General features: G+C 69.7%; 16 protein-coding genes. 11 read left to right on the plus strand and 5 right to left on the minus strand.

Translation table 11 applies throughout. The features are described 5' to 3' along the window. Positions 1-37: 37 nt before the first annotated feature. From FFS15_RS03055 to FFS15_RS03065, 3 genes are all read left to right on the plus strand, one after another. A complete protein-coding gene (locus tag FFS15_RS03055; RefSeq protein WP_137843533.1) occupies positions 38-961 on the plus strand; it encodes a PAC2 family protein in 924 nt (307 codons plus the stop codon). Positions 962-1184: 223 nt separating this feature from the next. Next, positions 1185-2570, plus strand: a complete 1386-nt coding sequence (locus tag FFS15_RS03060) for an RNA polymerase sigma factor (protein WP_137843534.1) — start codon at positions 1185-1187, stop codon at positions 2568-2570. After that, positions 2567-3262, plus strand: a complete 696-nt coding sequence (locus tag FFS15_RS03065; RefSeq protein ID WP_137843535.1) for a coenzyme F420-0:L-glutamate ligase — start codon at positions 2567-2569, stop codon at positions 3260-3262. The genes FFS15_RS03060 and FFS15_RS03065 overlap by 4 nt, the downstream gene beginning before the upstream one ends. Here FFS15_RS03065 and FFS15_RS03070 read toward each other — a convergent pair whose 3' ends face one another. Further along, positions 3263-4285, minus strand: a complete 1023-nt coding sequence (locus FFS15_RS03070) for a sugar-transfer associated ATP-grasp domain-containing protein (protein WP_137843536.1) — start codon at positions 4283-4285, stop codon at positions 3263-3265. A 45-nt stretch (positions 4286-4330) separates the two neighbouring features. Between FFS15_RS03070 and FFS15_RS03075 the strand changes: the two genes are divergently transcribed. Both FFS15_RS03075 and FFS15_RS03080 read left to right on the plus strand, forming a co-directional pair. After that, complete coding sequence (locus tag FFS15_RS03075; protein ID WP_137843537.1) at positions 4331-5074, plus strand: alanine racemase C-terminal domain-containing protein; 744 nt, start codon at positions 4331-4333, stop codon at positions 5072-5074. Next, on the plus strand, positions 5071-6120 hold the full coding sequence (locus tag FFS15_RS03080; RefSeq protein WP_137843538.1) for an alanine racemase: 1050 nt from the start codon (positions 5071-5073) through the stop codon (positions 6118-6120). Before FFS15_RS03075 ends, FFS15_RS03080 begins: the two co-directional genes overlap by 4 nt. A gap of 9 nt (positions 6121-6129) precedes the next feature. Here the strand turns inward: FFS15_RS03080 and FFS15_RS03085 are convergent, their stop codons facing one another. Next, positions 6130-6351, minus strand: coding sequence for a hypothetical protein (locus tag FFS15_RS03085; RefSeq protein WP_137843539.1), 222 nt, complete (start codon positions 6349-6351; stop codon positions 6130-6132). A 165-nt stretch (positions 6352-6516) separates the two neighbouring features. Between FFS15_RS03085 and FFS15_RS03090 the strand changes: the two genes are divergently transcribed. Beyond that, positions 6517-8589: a DNA topoisomerase IV subunit B gene (locus FFS15_RS03090; RefSeq protein ID WP_137843694.1), complete on the plus strand. Its 2073-nt coding sequence runs from the start codon at positions 6517-6519 to the stop codon at positions 8587-8589. A 24-nt stretch (positions 8590-8613) separates the two neighbouring features. Here FFS15_RS03090 and FFS15_RS03095 read toward each other — a convergent pair whose 3' ends face one another. After that, positions 8614-11076, minus strand: coding sequence for a DNA topoisomerase (ATP-hydrolyzing) (locus FFS15_RS03095; RefSeq protein ID WP_137843540.1), 2463 nt, complete (start codon positions 11074-11076; stop codon positions 8614-8616). 63 nt (positions 11077-11139) lie between these two features. On the opposite strand from FFS15_RS03095, the gene FFS15_RS03100 reads away from it, so the two are divergent. Next, positions 11140-12255 carry a nucleotide pyrophosphatase/phosphodiesterase family protein gene (locus tag FFS15_RS03100; RefSeq protein ID WP_137843541.1) on the plus strand — a complete coding sequence of 372 codons (1116 nt, stop codon included), beginning with the start codon at positions 11140-11142 and terminating at the stop codon, positions 12253-12255. 13 nt (positions 12256-12268) lie between these two features. On the opposite strand, the gene sepH is transcribed toward FFS15_RS03100, so the two are convergent. Continuing rightward, complete coding sequence (gene sepH, locus FFS15_RS03105) at positions 12269-13309, minus strand: septation protein SepH (protein WP_137843542.1); 1041 nt, start codon at positions 13307-13309, stop codon at positions 12269-12271. A gap of 211 nt (positions 13310-13520) precedes the next feature. Between sepH and FFS15_RS03110 the strand changes: the two genes are divergently transcribed. Continuing rightward, on the plus strand, positions 13521-13814 hold the full coding sequence (locus tag FFS15_RS03110; protein WP_137843543.1) for a DUF4193 domain-containing protein: 294 nt from the start codon (positions 13521-13523) through the stop codon (positions 13812-13814). Here FFS15_RS03110 and FFS15_RS03115 read toward each other — a convergent pair. Then, positions 13789-14277, minus strand: a complete 489-nt coding sequence (locus FFS15_RS03115) for a DUF3093 domain-containing protein (RefSeq protein ID WP_137843544.1) — start codon at positions 14275-14277, stop codon at positions 13789-13791. The two genes, FFS15_RS03110 and FFS15_RS03115, sit on opposite strands and share 26 nt — an antisense overlap. Positions 14278-14289: 12 nt before the next feature. Here FFS15_RS03115 and dut point away from each other — a divergent pair, with 12 nt between their 5' ends. Genes dut through FFS15_RS03130 form a run of 3 tightly spaced genes read left to right on the plus strand, consistent with a single transcriptional unit; the run spans position 14290 to position 16093 of the window. Then, positions 14290-14739: a dUTP diphosphatase gene (gene dut / locus FFS15_RS03120; RefSeq protein ID WP_171013064.1), complete on the plus strand. Its 450-nt coding sequence runs from the start codon at positions 14290-14292 to the stop codon at positions 14737-14739. Continuing rightward, positions 14736-15335 carry a DUF3710 domain-containing protein gene (locus FFS15_RS03125; RefSeq protein WP_137843545.1) on the plus strand — a complete coding sequence of 200 codons (600 nt, stop codon included), beginning with the start codon at positions 14736-14738 and terminating at the stop codon, positions 15333-15335. Before dut ends, FFS15_RS03125 begins: the two co-directional genes overlap by 4 nt. Then, positions 15332-16093, plus strand: a complete 762-nt coding sequence (locus tag FFS15_RS03130) for a DUF3159 domain-containing protein (protein ID WP_137843546.1) — start codon at positions 15332-15334, stop codon at positions 16091-16093. The genes FFS15_RS03125 and FFS15_RS03130 overlap by 4 nt, the downstream gene beginning before the upstream one ends. Position 16094: the final 1 nt, after the last annotated feature.

A 16094-nucleotide genomic window follows, 5' to 3' on the forward strand; every position in this document is an offset into this window, starting at 1 on the left:
CGACCTGTGCCCGATCGGCGACTCGTAGCATGGAGCCATGCCCCTGTCCGGTCCGCTTTTCGAGCGCGCGGCGTCCGCGCCACCGGTTCCGCGCGGACTGCCGCTCGTCATCGCCCTCACCGGCTTCACCGACGCCGGCAGCGCCGTGAGCCGCTTGGTCGACTACGTCCGCGATGACCTCGACCCGACGCCCCTCGCGGTCTTCTCCAACGACGTGCTCCTGGACTACCGCGCCCGCCGCCCGCTCGTCTCCTTCGAGCAGGATCACCTCACCGACTACCGACCGCCGCGGTTGGAGCTCTCGTTCGTCCACGATTCGCTCGGCCAGCCGTTCCTCGTCCTCACCGGCTACGAGCCGGACTTCGCGTGGGACGCCTTCGCAAGATCGGTCCTCGACCTCGCCGCTGCATACGGCGTCGCGACCGTCACGTGGGTGCACGCAATTCCGATGCCGGTCCCGCACACACGGCCCATCGGGACCACGGTGAGCGGCACCCGCTCCGAGCTGACCGAAGCACACTCCGTGTGGCAGCCCCACACCCAGGTCCCGTCGACGGCAGGGCATCTTCTCGAGTTCCGCTTCGCCGAGGCCGGCGCGCACGTGGCCGGGTTCGTGCTGCTCGTGCCCCACTACCTCGGCGACACCGAATACCCGGCGGCGGCGCTCGCGGCGCTGGACAGCCTGACGGTGGCCACCGGTCTCGTCTTCGCCGGTGACGAGCTCCGCGAGGAGAATCGCGAGTATCTCGCCAAGGTCGACGACCAGGTTGCAGGCAGCGATGAGCTCTCGCGCATGGTGCAGGGGCTCGAGGAGCGCTACGACGCGTACATGGCCGGTTCCACCCTCGCGACCCCGATGATCCACACGGGCGACCTGCCGAGCGCGGATGAACTGGCCGCCGAGCTCGAACGCTTCCTCGCCTCGAGGCCCACGGGCGACGAGGACAAGCGCGGCCTCTGACGGAATTCCCACGCGACGCGGGGCGTTGTCGGAAGAGGCTGTGCGGATCGGCCGGCAGGGATGCTGGCGCCGCACGGCAAGTATGAGACAATAGACACTCTGACCCGTTGTCACACTGCTCGGCTGGACTCCGTCCGGCTGAGCGGGGACTTGACAAGGGTCTTACTAGTGTCCGAAATCGACCGGGGGCGTGCGATTCGCGTTTTCCGGTGAAAGGCGAACCGTGACCCCAGGCACGAACACCAAGGCCCGCTCCGGCGCGGCGAAGGACACCGAGGCAGAAGAGACGACCGCCACCGTCAAGGCTCCCCGCACGACGGCGGCGAAGACCACCGCAGCGAAGGCGAAGCCCGCCGCGAAGGCACCGGCGAAGGCGAAGGCTGCACCCAAGACCGCGAAGAAGTCGGCATCCGACGCCTCCGACGATGTCGAGGAACTCGACGACGAGGTCGTGCTCGACGATGTCGAACTCGACGCCGACGACGCGGATGACGACGCTCCCGCACGTCCCGCCGCCCGCCGCGGCGCGAAGGCAGCGGTGGTCGAAGAGCCCGAGGCCGCTCCCGCCGATGACGAGGATGACGACGAGGAGAACACCAAGCCCGCGTTCAGCGAGCCGCTGCCGACTGGCGCGATCGTCATCTCGTCGAACGACGAGGATGACATCCCCGTCTACTCGACCCAGATCACCGGCGCCACCGCCGACCCGGTCAAGGACTACCTGAAGCAGATCGGCAAGGTTCCGCTGCTGAACGCGGCCGAAGAGGTCGAGCTCGCGATGCGTATCGAGGCGGGTCTGTTCGCCGAAGAGAAGCTGTCGCACATGTCGGCTGCCGAGAAGTCCTCCCAGCTGGGTCTGGACCTCCAGTGGGTCGCTCGAGACGGCCAGCGAGCCAAGAGCCACCTGCTCGGCGCGAACCTCCGTCTCGTGGTCTCGCTCGCCAAGCGCTACACCGGTCGCGGCATGCAGTTCCTGGACCTCATCCAGGAGGGCAATCTCGGTCTCATCCGCGCGGTGGAGAAGTTCGATTACACCAAGGGCTTCAAGTTCTCGACCTACGCGACGTGGTGGATCCGTCAGGCGATCACACGCGCCATGGCCGACCAGGCCCGCACCATCCGCATCCCCGTCCACATGGTCGAGGTCATCAACAAGCTCGCGCGCGTCCAGCGCCAGATGCTCCAGGATCTGGGACGCGAGCCCACGCCCGAAGAGCTCAGCCGCGAACTCGACATGACCCCCGAGAAGGTCATCGAGGTGCAGAAGTACGGCCGCGAGCCCATCTCGCTGCACACCCCGCTCGGCGAGGACGGCGACAGCGAGTTCGGCGACCTGATCGAAGACACTGAGGCGGTCGTCCCGGCCGACGCTGTGGGCTTCACCATGCTGCAGCGTCAGCTCGAGTCGCTCCTCGACTCGCTCTCCGAGCGTGAAGCAGGCGTCATCCGCATGCGCTTCGGCCTCGGCGACGGTCAGCCCAAGACGCTCGACCAGATCGGCGACACGTTCGGCGTCACGCGCGAGCGGATCCGCCAGATCGAGTCGAAGACGATGGCGAAGCTGCGGCATCCGTCCCGATCGCAGTCGCTGCGGGACTACCTCGAGTGAGCGAGGCGAACGCCGGCAAGGCGCTCACCGTCCAGATCGAAGGCTCGTCGTTCGCCCGCATCCCGATCCGCACGCGGGTCGTGATGCCGGGCGACGACCTCGACGCCTTCATCCGCGAAAACGCTGAGGCCGCGGTTCGGCCGGGTGACCTGCTGTTCGTGACCGAGAAGATCGTCGCGATCACGCAGGGCCGCTCGTATCTCGTCGAGGACATCACGCCGCGCCGACTCGCGCTGTTCCTGTCGAAGTACGTCACGCGCACGCCGTACGGCATCGGCCTCGGCATGCCCGAGACGATGGAGATGGCGCTGAGGGAGTGCGGCACCCCGCGGATACTTCTCGCGGCGGCCGTCGCGGCGGTCACCAAGGCGTTCGGCCGCAAGGGCGATTTCTACCGGATCGCCGGCGACAAGGCGCGCGCGATCGACGGACCGACCAGCGGCACGATCCCGCCCTACAACAAGGCGGTCGTGCTCGGCCCCGAGCGTCCGCGCGAGGTGGCGCGCCACCTCAGGGAGCTGCTGGGCAGCGTCCCCGAGGTCGCGGTCGTCGACATCAACGACCTCGGCGGCAACATCCTGGGGTCGACCCTCGACAAGGCCGCCGAGAAGCGGCTCGTCGCGATCCTGAAGGACAACCCGCTCGGCCAGGGGCACGAATCGACGCCGCTCGGCATCGTCCGCGCCCTGTAGTCAGAAGCCGATCGCGGCCCGGTAGCGCGGCTTGTGCCCCGTGCGGATGCCGGTGACGCTGGGCTTGTTCTCGTAGACCCCGGCCCCCCAGTTGCCCTCGACGAGCACCGGGCCGTCGGGAGTGACGACGATGTCCCACCCCACGTACTGCACCTGGGGCACGACGCGCGCGACCTGGTCGACGAACGCCTTCACCTCGTCGATCATCGGCAGCTGGAAGTCGGCGATCACGAAGTCGCTGTCGGGGTGGCGCTCGTGGACGTGGGCGTGCGAGTCGTAGCCGGGCCCGACGGCGTGCCCGTCCTCGTCCAGCATCGTGTAGAAGCCGCCGAAGGTCATCTGGTCGCTCACAGCGCCCCGCCCGAACTTCTGGGCCATCGCGAGGATGTGGGTCTTCTCGCCGTCGAAGAACGCCGTCACGCGCGTCGTGTTCACCGTGCCGGGACACACCGCGGCGAGGTCGGCGTGCTGGCGGATGACCTCTTCGATCAGCAGCTCGCCGCGCGAGAGCAGGCCTGCATGGAACTCGGCCCAGTCGGCGACGTCGGCGGCGTGGTAGCGGTGGACGCCCGTGCCCGCCTGACCCACCGGCTCCTTCGTGACGATCGTGCCGTGCTTCTCGGCGAATGCGCGGACATCGTCGGCGTTGGTGTCATCGACCACCATCCACTCGCGGCGCAGATGCTCGCTGAACACGCGGTCGAACGCGACTTTGTCCTGGAACAGATGCCGGAAGTCGGGGTGATCGTACTTCTGCGACAGCTGGTTCGAGACCGGATGCGTCATGTACGTCGCCCGCTCCGCCGTGGTGAGGATGGCGAAGTCGTAGTCGACGTAGTCCTGAAAACCCACCTGGCGGAATCCCGCCGACCACAGCATGTCGACCACGACCGCCGGCAGCCACTTGCCGTGCTGCGCAGACGTCTCCTTGGCGCGCTCGAGCACCGATCCGACATCGATGCGACGGGCGCGTCCGGCGAGATAGCGAAGGCGCGGCGCGAGGCCGAGACCCTGAGTAGGCATGCGTGCTCCGGGATCGGGAACGGGGGACCCGGATAGTCTAGAGCGGTGGATCCGGCGAACCCTGGGCGTGAGGCCTCCGTGCCGACCGCACAGCCGAACAGCGCGCCCGTTGCACGCGTGTCGGCATCGGCCCTCGAGCGCAACGCGCGGCTCGCCGCGAGCATTCTGCAGGCGGGAATCCCCGCGGTCGCAGACCTCCGTGCCGATGCGTGGGGCCATGGCGCGGATGCCGTGATCGCGGCCCTGACGGCCGCCGGCATCGATCGCTTCCGCGTCGACGAGGTGTTCGGCGCGGCAGCGCGCGCAGCCCTGCCCGGCGCGCGCCTCACCCACGACGAGCCGACGCTCGACCCCCTGACGGTGTTCGGGCTTCCCGGCGGAGCGCAGGACGCGGTACCGGTGATGCGGCTCTGCGGCACCGTGCTGAGCGTCAAGGCGCTGCGATCAGGGGAGGGGGTCTCGTACGGCTACGCGTATCGCGCCGCGTCAGACACACGCGTGGCCCTCGTGACGGGCGGCTATGCGCAGGGCATCGTCCGCGGGCTCGGCAACCGCGCCGAGGTCGGCATCCGCGGCATCCGGCACACGATCATCGGACGTGTCGCGATGGACGTGTGCGTCGTCGAGATCGCCGATGCCGACGTCGCACGCGGCGACGAGGCCGTCTACTTCGGCGATCCCGCCCAGGGCGATCCGTCGCTGGCCGCCTGGACCGGCCCGACGAACATGACGGCTGCGGAACTCGTCACGACTGTGGGCCTCCGCGCCACGCGGGAGCACGGCGGATGAGTGCGGTGCTGCACGTCGACCTCGACGCTCTCGCCGCGAACATCGCCCACATCCGTGCGACGGTCGGTGACGCGAAGGTCATGCTCGTCGTGAAGGACGACGCCTACGCTCACGGCCTCGAGGCCGTCGTCGCGCGTGCCTGGCGCGACGGCGTCACGTGGTTCGGCGCGTTCGATGTGCAGACCGGCATGCGCGTCCGCGCCGCACTCGGGGCCGACGCCCGGGTGTTCTCGTGGATCGCGGCGTCTCCCGTCGATGTCGCAGCCGCGGTGGCATACGACCTCGACCTCGGAGTCGGGGATGCCGATCTGCTCGAGGACGCCGCGGCCGCCGCCCGCTCGGCAGGTCGACCGGTGCGCGTGCATCTCAAGATCGACTCGGGGCTGCATCGCAACGGCGTGAGACCCGAAGACTGGCCCGCCTTCGTGGCTCGGGCCGCCACCCTCGTCGCCGAGGGGAGGATCGAGGTGGCGGGGGTCTGGAGCCACATCGCCGAAGCGTCGGATGCCGAAGACGACGCCGCTCGCGCGATCTTCGACGACGCCGTCGCCGTGGCCCGCTCGGCCGGTCTCCGACCGTCGGTTCGCCATCTCGCCGCCAGCGCGGCGTCGTTCGCGCGGCCCGAGTTCCGCTACGACCTCGTCCGCGTCGGGGCGTTCTGCTATGGCATCCGTCCCGCCGGCGGGCCCGGCGAACCAGCGCTCGGAATCCGCCCGATCGCCCGCCTCGAAGCCCGCGTCCTGCGCATCGAGGAGGACCGCGTGATCGTCGGCATCGGCCACCTCGACGGGTTGCCGTCGCCGCTGGCGGGTCGTGTGAGGGTGGGCACCCCCGCCGGTGCTCGCACGCTGCGGCGGATCGGCGCGGTGGAGTCGGAAGTCGGTGCCTGGGCGGATGCCGCACCCGGCGACGTGGTCGTGATCTACGGACCCGGCGCGAACGGAGAATCCTCGGCGACAGATCTCGCCGAGTCGATCGACACGATCGGCGAGGAAATCGCGGTACGGGTCTCTCCGCTGGTCACACGCTCGTACGCGGGCGCGTGACCCGCCGGGTCAGGACTCGATCAGACGAGCCGTCTCGTCGTGCCACGACGTCGCGATCGTGCGGAGCTTCTCTTCGTACTTGCGGCCGTGGTGTGCGCAGAACAGCAGCTCGCTGCCGTTGACTTCGGCCGCGATGTAGGCCTGTGCGCCGCAGGAATCGCAGCGGTCGGCCGCGGTGAGGCGGTGCTCAAGGACGGAACCCGGCTCGGCGTGGGGCGAAAGCGTGGTCATCTCGGTGCCTCCTCGTAGATGTAGAACTCCCGTGCTGTCCTGAAATACAACCACGGCGATGTTTCGAGAATGCCGCGAACCGGTGACATTTCGCTGAGCGCGTACCCCCGACGGCCTCGGAGCGTGTCGAGAGTGCGGTGTCGGGTGCCCCGCCTACGATGGGAGATTGTGACCGCCGAGTATTCCGCCCACCATCTGCAGGTGCTCGAAGGGCTCGAGGCGGTTCGCAAGCGGCCCGGCATGTACATCGGCTCGACCGACTCTCGCGGCCTCATGCACTGCCTGTGGGAGATCATCGACAATTCCGTCGACGAGGCCCTCGGGGGTCACGGATCCCGCATCGACATCGTCCTCCACGCCGACGGCAGCGTCGAGGTGCGCGACCGCGCGCGGGGCATTCCCGTGGACATCGAGCCGCGCACCGGGCTGTCGGGCGTCGAGGTCGTCTTCACGAAGCTCCACGCGGGCGGCAAGTTCGGCGGCGGATCCTACGCCGCCTCGGGTGGTCTCCACGGCGTGGGCGCCTCGGTCGTCAACGCCCTTTCGGAGCGGCTCGACGTCGAGGTCGACCGCGGCGGCAAGACCTGGGCGATGTCGTTCCATCGCGGCGAGCCGGGCAACTTCGCGAACGGCAGCCCGTCATCCGCGTTCACTCCGTTCGAGGAGCGCAGCGAGCTGCGCGTCGTCGGGAAGACCGCACGGGGCGTGACCGGCACGCGGATCCGCTACTGGGCAGATCAGCAGATCTTCACGAAGGACGCCGCGTTCAATCTGCAGGAGCTCGAGCAGCGCGCGCGTCAGACGGCGTTCCTCGTTCCAGGACTCGAGATCGTGGTGCGCGACGAGCGAACCGACGAGTCGCTCGAGACCAGCTACCGCTTCGACGGCGGCATCTCCGAGTTCGCCGAGTTCCTCGCGCCGGATGCCGCGATCACCGACACGTGGCGCCTCACCGGCAGCGGCACCTTCACCGAGACGGTTCCGGTCCTCCAGCCGACCGGCGCGATGATCCCGACCGAGGTCGAGCGCGAGTGCCACGTCGACGTCGCGGTCCGCTGGGGGACCGGCTACGAGACGACGAGCCGGTCGTTCGTGAACATCATCGCCACGCCCAAGGGCGGCACGCATCAAGCCGGCTTCGACCTCGGCCTCATGAAGGTGCTGCGCACGCAGGTCGAACAGAACGCCCGGCGCCTGAAGGTCGGCAACGACAAGCTCGAGAAGGACGACATCCTCGCCGGCCTCACGGCGGTGCTGACCGTGCGGATCCCCGAGCCGCAGTTCGAGGGCCAGACCAAGGAGGTGCTCGGGACGCCGGCGGTCCGCCAGATCGTCGCGAACGTCGTCACGCGCGAGCTCGCCGCACGGTTCTCCTCGCCCAAGCGCGACGACAAGGCGCAGACGAGCCTCCTGCTCGACAAGGTCGTCGCCGAGATGAAGGCGCGCATCTCCGCGCGCACCCACAAAGAAACCCAGCGCCGCAAGAACGCGCTCGAGTCGTCGTCACTCCCCGCGAAGCTCGCCGACTGCCGCACCAACGACGTCGAGGCCTCCGAACTGTTCATCGTCGAGGGCGATTCCGCGCTCGGCACGGCCAAGCTCGCCCGCAACAGCGAGTATCAGGCGCTGCTGCCTATCCGCGGCAAGATCCTCAACGTCCAGAAGGCGTCGATCAGCGACATGCTCTCGAACGCCGAGTGCGCGGCGATCATCCAGGTGATCGGCGCCGGGTCCGGTCGATCCTTCGATCTCGACACCGCACGCTACGGCAAGGTGATCCTCATGAGCGACGCCGACGTCGACGGCGCTCACATCCGGACGCTCCTGCTGACGCTGTTCTTCCGCTACATGCGCCCCCTCATCGACGACGGACGCGTCTACGCCGCCGTGCCTCCGCTGCACCGCGTGATCGTCATGAATCCGGGCTCCAAGCCGAACGAGACGATCTACACGTACTCCGAGCCCGAGCTCCACACGCTGCTGGCGAAGCTCACGAAGACCGGCAAGCGCTGGCAGGAGCCGGTGCAGCGCTACAAGGGTCTCGGCGAGATGGATGCCGACCAGCTGGCGACGACGACGATGGATCGCGCCGGTCGCACGCTCCGGCGCGTGCGGATGCAGGATGCCGAGGCCGCGGCATCCGTCTTCGAACTCCTCATGGGGAACGACGTCGCTCCGCGCAAGGAGTTCATCATCGAGTCGAGCGGACGCCTGGAGCGCGACCGCATCGACGCCTGACGTCCTTCGCGCAACCGGTCCGGCTCAGCCGATCGCGGTGCCGACGGCGGCGATCACGCCGTCGAGGGGCTGTCCGGAGGCATCCCGCTTCGCGCCGGTGGGCGGGAGGGCCCGTGTCGCACCGTCGGCGGCGACCGCGCGCGGCTCGTCGCCGACCCACGCGAGAGTCAGGGCGTCCTCGCCCTTGAGGAACCGCTGCGCCCGAACGCCGCCGGTGGCCCGGCCCTTCGGCGGGTACTCGGAGAAGTCGGAGACCTTCGCGGTGCCCGCGTCCGTGCCCGGGAGCGCCTGCGTGCTGCCCGCGATCGTGACGACGACGGGAGCGGATGCCGCGGCATCCACGATTCCGAAGAAGACGACACTCTCACCGGGGGTGAGACGGATGCCGGCCATGCCGCCCGCGGCGCGCCCCTGCGGTCGGACGGAGCCGGCCTCGAACCGCAGCAGCTGGGCGTCGGACGAGACGAAGACCATCTCGGCGTCGTCGGGCGCGGGCGCTGCGCCGACGACGCGGTCGCCGTCTTTCAGGGCGATGATCTCGATGTCGTGCTTGTTCGACAGTTCCGTCGCCACGACCCGCTTGACGACACCCTGCGCGGTACCCACCGCGATGGCGGGCGACGCGACGAGCGGCACCACCGCGACGACGTGCTCGCCGCTGCCGAGCGCCAGATACTGGTCCGCGCGCGTTCCGGCGGCCAGCTGAACCGAATTGCCCGGGACCGATGGGAGGTCGACCGGCGAGAAGCGGATGAGGCGGCCCGCGCTCGTGACGGCGCCGAGATCTCCGCGGGTGGTCGCGTCGACGCTCGAGAGCACGGCGTCGTGCTTGGCCCGTCGCGACGGTGGGACGATGCCGCCGCCGATCGCATCGGGAGCGAGTTCGGCACGCACCATGCGACCCGTCGACGAGAGGAAGACGCGGCACGGGGCGTCGGCGATCTGCAGATCGGCGGCCGCGGCCGCCGCGCGCGAGGAGCGTGCGGCGACGGGACCGCCGTTGAGCAGCAGCGTACGCCGCGGCGTGCCGTAGGTCTCCGCCGCAGCGTCGAGTTCACGCGCGACCTGCGCGCGCAGCAGGACCTCGCTGCCGAGCAGCTCTTCGAGCTGAGCGATCTCGGTCTTGAGCGTGTCGCGCTCCGTCTCGAGTTCGATGCGCGAGAACCGGGTGAGACGCCGCAGGCGAAGCTCGAGGATGTACTCGGCCTGGGGCTGCGACAGGTCGAAGACGTCCATCAGGCGCAGCCGCGCCTGTTCGCCGTCGTCGGAGGTGCGGATGACCTGGATGACCTCGTCGATGTCGACGATCGCGATGAGGAGACCCTCGACGAGGTGCAGGCGCTCCTTCTTGCGGGCGAGGCGGTACTGGCTGCGGCGGGTGACCACGCTGAGGCGGTGGTCGAGATACACGCGCAGGAGCTCCCGCAGCCCCAGCGTCTGCGGTTGGCCGGCCACGAGCGCGACGTTGTTGATGCTGAAGGAGTCCTCGAGCGGAGTCAGGCGGTAGAGCTGCTCCAGCACCGCCTGCGCGTCGAATCCGGTCTTGATGCCGATGACGAGCCGAAGCCCGTGGTGGCGGTCGGTGAGGTCGGTGACGTCGGCGATGCCCTGCAGCTTCTTCGCGGTGACGGCATCCTTGATCTTCTCGATGATGCGTTCCGGGCCGATGAGGTAGGGCAGCTCGGTGACGACGATGCCGGTGCGGCGCGGCCCCAGGGACTCGATCGACACCTTGGCCCGGGTCTTGAAGCTGCCGCGTCCGTTCGCGTAGGCGTCTTTGATGCCGTCGAGGCCGACGATGATCCCGCCCGAGGGCAGATCGGGACCGGGGACGAACTCCATGAGCTCGCTCGTGGTGGCCTCGGGATTGTCGAGCAGGTGGATCGCGGCGCCGACCACCTCGATCAGGTTGTGCGGCGCCATGTTGGTCGCCATGCCGACCGCGATGCCGGTCGTGCCGTTGACGAGGAGGTTCGGAAACGCCGCCGGCAGCACCTCGGGCTGCTGGAACTGGCCGTCGTAGTTCGGGATGAAGTCGACGACGTCCTCGTCGAGGTTCTCGGTGAGGGCGAGAGCCGGGGGAGCGAGCCGCGCCTCGGTGTAACGGGGCGCCGCCGGACCGTCGTCGAGCGAGCCGAAGTTGCCGTGCCCGTCGATGAGCGGCACGCGCAGCGAGAAGGGCTGGGCCAGGCGCACGAGAGCGTCGTAGATGGGCGCATCGCCGTGGGGATGGAGCTTTCCCATCACCTCGCCGACGACGCGGGCGCTCTTGACGTGACCGCGGTCGGGGCGCAGCCCCATGTCTGCCATCTGGAACAGGATGCGCCTCTGGACGGGCTTGAGCCCGTCCCGGGCGTCGGGGAGCGCGCGGGAGTAGATGACCGAGTACGCGTACTCGAGGAACGATCCCTGCATCTCGACGGAGACGTCGACGTCTTCGATGCGTCCGTGGTCGGCGGGAGCGGAATCGGTGCGGGAAGCAGGCATAGCGAAGGGCCTCGGGTGACGGCGGAGCGAAGGGGTCCACGCGGGTGTGCGAGACTGACCCCGATGTCCCTCAGCCTACCCGCGGACCCCTCGCACGCCCGGAGCCTCACCGGTGTCGTCCCGCAGATGATGGCGGCGCTCGATGCTCGCTCGGAGTGGTTCGCACCCGCGCGAAGCGCGATCGTGTTCGTGATCGACGGTCTCGGCATCGCGAACCTGCGCGCTCGCGCCGGCCACGCACGCTTCCTCACTCAGGCCGGAGGTCGGAAGGACGTCGCACGCACCGTCTTCCCCTCGACCACCGCGTCGGCGCTGACCAGCCTTCTCACCGGCACCCCGCCCGGCGAGCACGGGATCGTCGGCTACCGGGCGCGCATCCCCGGCACCGACGACGTCGTCAATCAGCTGCGCGGGTGGGACACCGACGGGCTCCCGCTCGCCTGGCAGCGCTCCGCGCCGCTCACGTCCACGTCAGGGCGGCCCTGCTTCGCCGTCACGAAGGGCGAGTACGCCGGCACCGGTTTCACCGCGGCCACGCTCGACGGCGCCGAGTTCCACGGCGAGAACGACCTCGCGGCGCGCGTGGCGCGCGCCGCCGACCTCGCGGCGCGGCATCCGGGGTCCTTCACGTATCTGTACGCCCCCGAACTCGACGGCATCGGCCACAAGCGCGGATGGCAGTCGGACGAGTGGGTGGCTTCGCTCGAACGCGTGGATGCCGCCGCTCGCGCCCTGGACACCGCCCTCGCACCCGGAACCGGGGTCATCGTCACCGCCGACCACGGGATGATCGACGTTCCCCGGCACCGCCATGTGCTGCTCGATGAGGCGAGCGAACTCCTCGACGGCGTGCGCCTCATCGGCGGCGAGCCGCGGATGCTGCACCTGTATGCCGAGGAAGGGCAAGCGCCCCGGGTGCTCTCGACCTGGCACGACGCGGAGTCTTCGCGGTCGTGGGTCCTTTCACGCGACGAGGCGTTCGCCGCCGGCTTGTTCGGGGAGGTCCACGCCGACGTGCGCGGTCGGATCGGCGACGTGATCGTCGCGCCGCGCGCGGGCATCGCCTACTACGACGATCGACTCGCAGACAAAGCGGCCCAGAAGATGGTGGGTCAGCACGGTTCACTCACCGACGACGAGCGCATCGTCCCGCTCGTCAGGCTCGGAGCCTTCGCGTGAGAGCGCTGACGCGTCAGTCTTCGGTGCGGGCGCCGAAGACGATCTCGTCCCACGACGGCATCGAGGTGCGCCCCTTGCGGCGCCCTGCCTCGGCGACCGCGGAAGGCTGGACCTCGTATTCCGGCCGCGCGTCGATGTCGTCGCCGTCTGCGGCCGACTCGTCGTAGCCGGGCTCGAGCGCGTCGAACAGCGCCACCGGGGCGTGGGAGCGCATCGTCGCGACCTCTTCGGCGCCGGGCAGCGGCTCGCGCTGGCCGCGGCGACGACGCAGCGCCTCGAGGAGGTCTGCCGTCTCTGCGGAGGTGACGAGCGTCTCGTTCGCCCGTTTCATCGCAGCCTCCTGAACCGCGGGGGCGGCCGGGGCCGGCAGGTCCGGCGACGCGGTCTCGGCATCCGGGATGCGACGGGGGCCGAATGCGCCGCTGTCGAACCGGGTGTCGTCCTTGGGAGGGGTGACCTCGAGCGCACGCAGCCGGGGGATGAGCCCCTCGGGCAGGGAACCCTGCCGCGAGAGCTGGATCGCGTCGGCGTTCTGCGGCGAGAGGATGCCGCGACGGGGGTCGAAGCCCCAGCGGGCGTCGTGATCGACATCGTTCGCGGTGAACTCGAGCTTCACGATCCACCCGGTGGGCTCTTTCCAGCTCGTCCACCGCTCGCGCGATGCACCCGCCTCAGCGAGCTTGCCCCGCACCGCCGAGCCGAAGGTGGGGTGGCCGTCGTTCTCGAAGTCGCCGCCGAGCAGCACCGGGATAGCCAGCGCCTGGCCGACCACATGTTCGCGCTCTGCGAGCACAGGCCCCTCGAAGCGGGCGACGTCCTCGACGCGGGCGCCGAGGAGATCGGCCACCTCTTGCGCGGAGAGCCCGGCGCGGATGTGGCCCTGGATCTCGCGCGGGCTCGGGCGCGTCGCAGGCGCCTCGGCGTCGCGTTCCCGCCGTGCCTTGCGGAGTTCGTAGCGCAGCACGTCGTCGACGGACAGCGAGAACCTGTCGCCCGACTCGGTCGCCAGGACGAGACGATCATCCTCGGTTCCGATCACCTTGAGCTGTTCCATGCGAACGCCCCTCCGATCCTGCGTGTGCGCCCCATGCTTACACAGGGGCGGCGGGGCTCCGGGAATATCGTGCGCGCGCCGCGAGTTTGATGCCCTCGCACGGTGCACCCGCCAGACACTGCATTTGCCAAATGCAGATCCGTCGTGCAAACTATCGCCGCCCGAGAGGGCTTGCGCACCCCGCGAATCCCGGAAGTTGAGACGTTCCCGCATGGCCACCGATTACGACGCCCCCCGCAAGACCGAGGACGACAGCGAGTCGATCGAAGCGCTGAAGGAGCGCGTTCCCGACAAGCTCTCGGGCGCCGTCGACGTGGAAGACGCCGACAACCCTTCAGGATTCGAGCTGCCGGGAGCGGACCTGTCCGATCTCGACCTCGATGTCGTCGTGCTTCCCGCGCAGGAGGACGAGTTCACCTGCATCAACTGCTTCCTCGTGAAGCACCGCTCGCAGCTGGACCACGAGACCTCCAGCGGCCCTATGTGCGTGGAGTGCTCCGCGTAGTCTGAGCCCGACGCAGACTCGCCGCGAGGCGGTCGGGCGTCCGCGACGACAGCACCCATGCCGGTGTCGGGTCGTCCGGGTCGATGACCTGGACGACCACCACACCGTCGATCCCGCCGCGCAGCACGTGCCACGACCTCGGGTCGAGGCCTGCTCCGCGCGCGTGGCGCGCCGGGTCGCCCGTGAGCGCGACCACGTCACCCAGGTGCTCGACGCCGATGTGCGCACGCCCGGCCCGGAGCGTCCCCGCCGAGATCTCCACGCGAGGCGCTGAGGCGACCAGGAGCCCCACGACGCCCACGCCGACCGCCGCTCCGATGACGAGCGCGATGGTGGTGTCGAGCGGCGCGAAGACCAGCGCAGCCATCGGTCCCGCCACGGCTGCGGCGACGAGCACCCACAGCGACGGACCGAGCCGTTCGCGATACGCGCCGGACTCGCTGCTGACTGCTGTCTTCTGCATTACCCTCGTTGGGTGACTGAAACGGTGGATGTCCCCATTATCGCGTCCGACATCCCGACCTATGCGCACCCGGGGGATGCCGGGGCCGATCTTGTGGCGGCGGAGGCCGTCCGCCTCGAGCCCGGGCAGCGCGCCCTCATCGGGACGGGCGTGCGGATCGCCCTGCCCGAGGGCTATGCCGCCTTCGTCGTCCCGCGCAGCGGGCTGGCGGCCAAGCACGGCATCACCGTGGTCAATGCGCCCGGCACCGTCGATGCCGGGTACCGCGGCGAGATCAAGGTCACACTCCTGAACACCGACGCCGCGTCGGCCTACGACATCGCCGTCGGCGACCGCGTCGCGCAGTTGATCGTCATGCCCGTGCCGCGGGCGCGGTTCATCCCGGTCGAGACCCTTCCCGAGAGCGTCCGCGGCGACGGCGGGTTCGGTTCGACCGGCTACGACAAGAACGGAATCTCATGACCGATCCCACACCCGCCGACGAGCCCCGCGAGTTCGCCGCGGGGGACCGCGCCACGTCGGGCCCGTTCGACGAGTCCGAGGCCAATCCCGTGCGCCCGTACATCGATCTCGGCGGCATCAAGATCCTCCCGCGCGAAGGCCTCAACCTGCGCCTCGAGGTCGAGGAGCAGACCAAGCGCATCGTCGCCGTCGGCCTCGACTACGCGGGCTCCACCCTGCAGGTGCAGCCGTTCGCGGCCCCACGCTCGGCCGGGCTCTGGGCCGAGACGCGCGATCAGATCCGCGCTCAGATCCGGCAGCAGGGCGGCCGCGTCGAAGAGCGCGAAGGCCCCCTCGGGCCCGAGCTTCTCGCCGAGGTGCCGGTCGCCGCCGGACCTGACGGCGCCGCGGGCAAGCGCCTCGCGCGATTCGTCGGTGTGGACGGCCCGCGGTGGTTCCTGCGCGGCGTGATCGGCGGCGCTGCGACGTCCGACGTCGAGGCCGCCGGACGCGTCGAGGACCTCTTCCGCTCGATCGTGGTCGTCCGCGGCGGCTCGCCGATGCCGCCGCGCGACCTCATTCCGCTGCGCATGCCCGCGACCCCGGGCGTCGCGTGAGCGACGACCCCCGCCCGCAAGAGCCCGACTCCGGGGCCTCGAGCCCGTCCACCGAGCCCCCGGCCGCATCGGAGGTCTTCGGCGCGGCGCTGGGCGAGGCTGCGCGGCGCGCGGGGCTGGACCCTGCCGAGAACGCGTCGACCGGCCGCGTCGTCTGGAAGGCCATGGGCGGATGGCGAGGCGTCCTCGAGTCCGTGCTCCCGGGTCTCGTCTTCATCGTCGTCTACACGATCACCATCGACCCGGCGACGGGCGACGGCGATCTCTGGCTCTCGCTCGGGCTCTCGGTGGGCATCGCCGCGATCTTCACGATCGCGCGCCTCATCGCCCGCCAGCCCATCACCGCGGCGGTCGGCGGTCTCGTCGCGGCGGGTGTGGCAGCCGCCTTCGCCGCGTTCACGGGCGAGGCGTCGAACAACTTCATCCCCGGATTCATCACCAACGCGCTGTACGGCACCGCGTTCCTCGTCTCGGCCCTCATCGGCTGGTCGCTCATCGGGCTGGCCGTCGGCTTCCTCATGGGTGAGGGCACCGCGTGGCGGGCCGACAAGCGCAAGCGCCGCGTGTTCTTCTGGCTCGCCATCGCGTGGGCATCGCTCTTCGCCGCGCGCCTGCTCGTGCAGCTCCCGCTCTACTTCGCCGACGACGTCACGGCCCTGGGCACCCTCAAACTCGTGATGGGCATCCCGCTGTTCGCCCCGATGGTTGCGGTCACATGGCTCGCCGTGCGCGCACTCTATCCACCGACGGCGAAGTGAT

Source organism: Microbacterium sp. 2FI, assembly GCF_005502885.1.
In the GTDB taxonomy this organism is placed as follows: domain Bacteria; phylum Actinomycetota; class Actinomycetes; order Actinomycetales; family Microbacteriaceae; genus Microbacterium.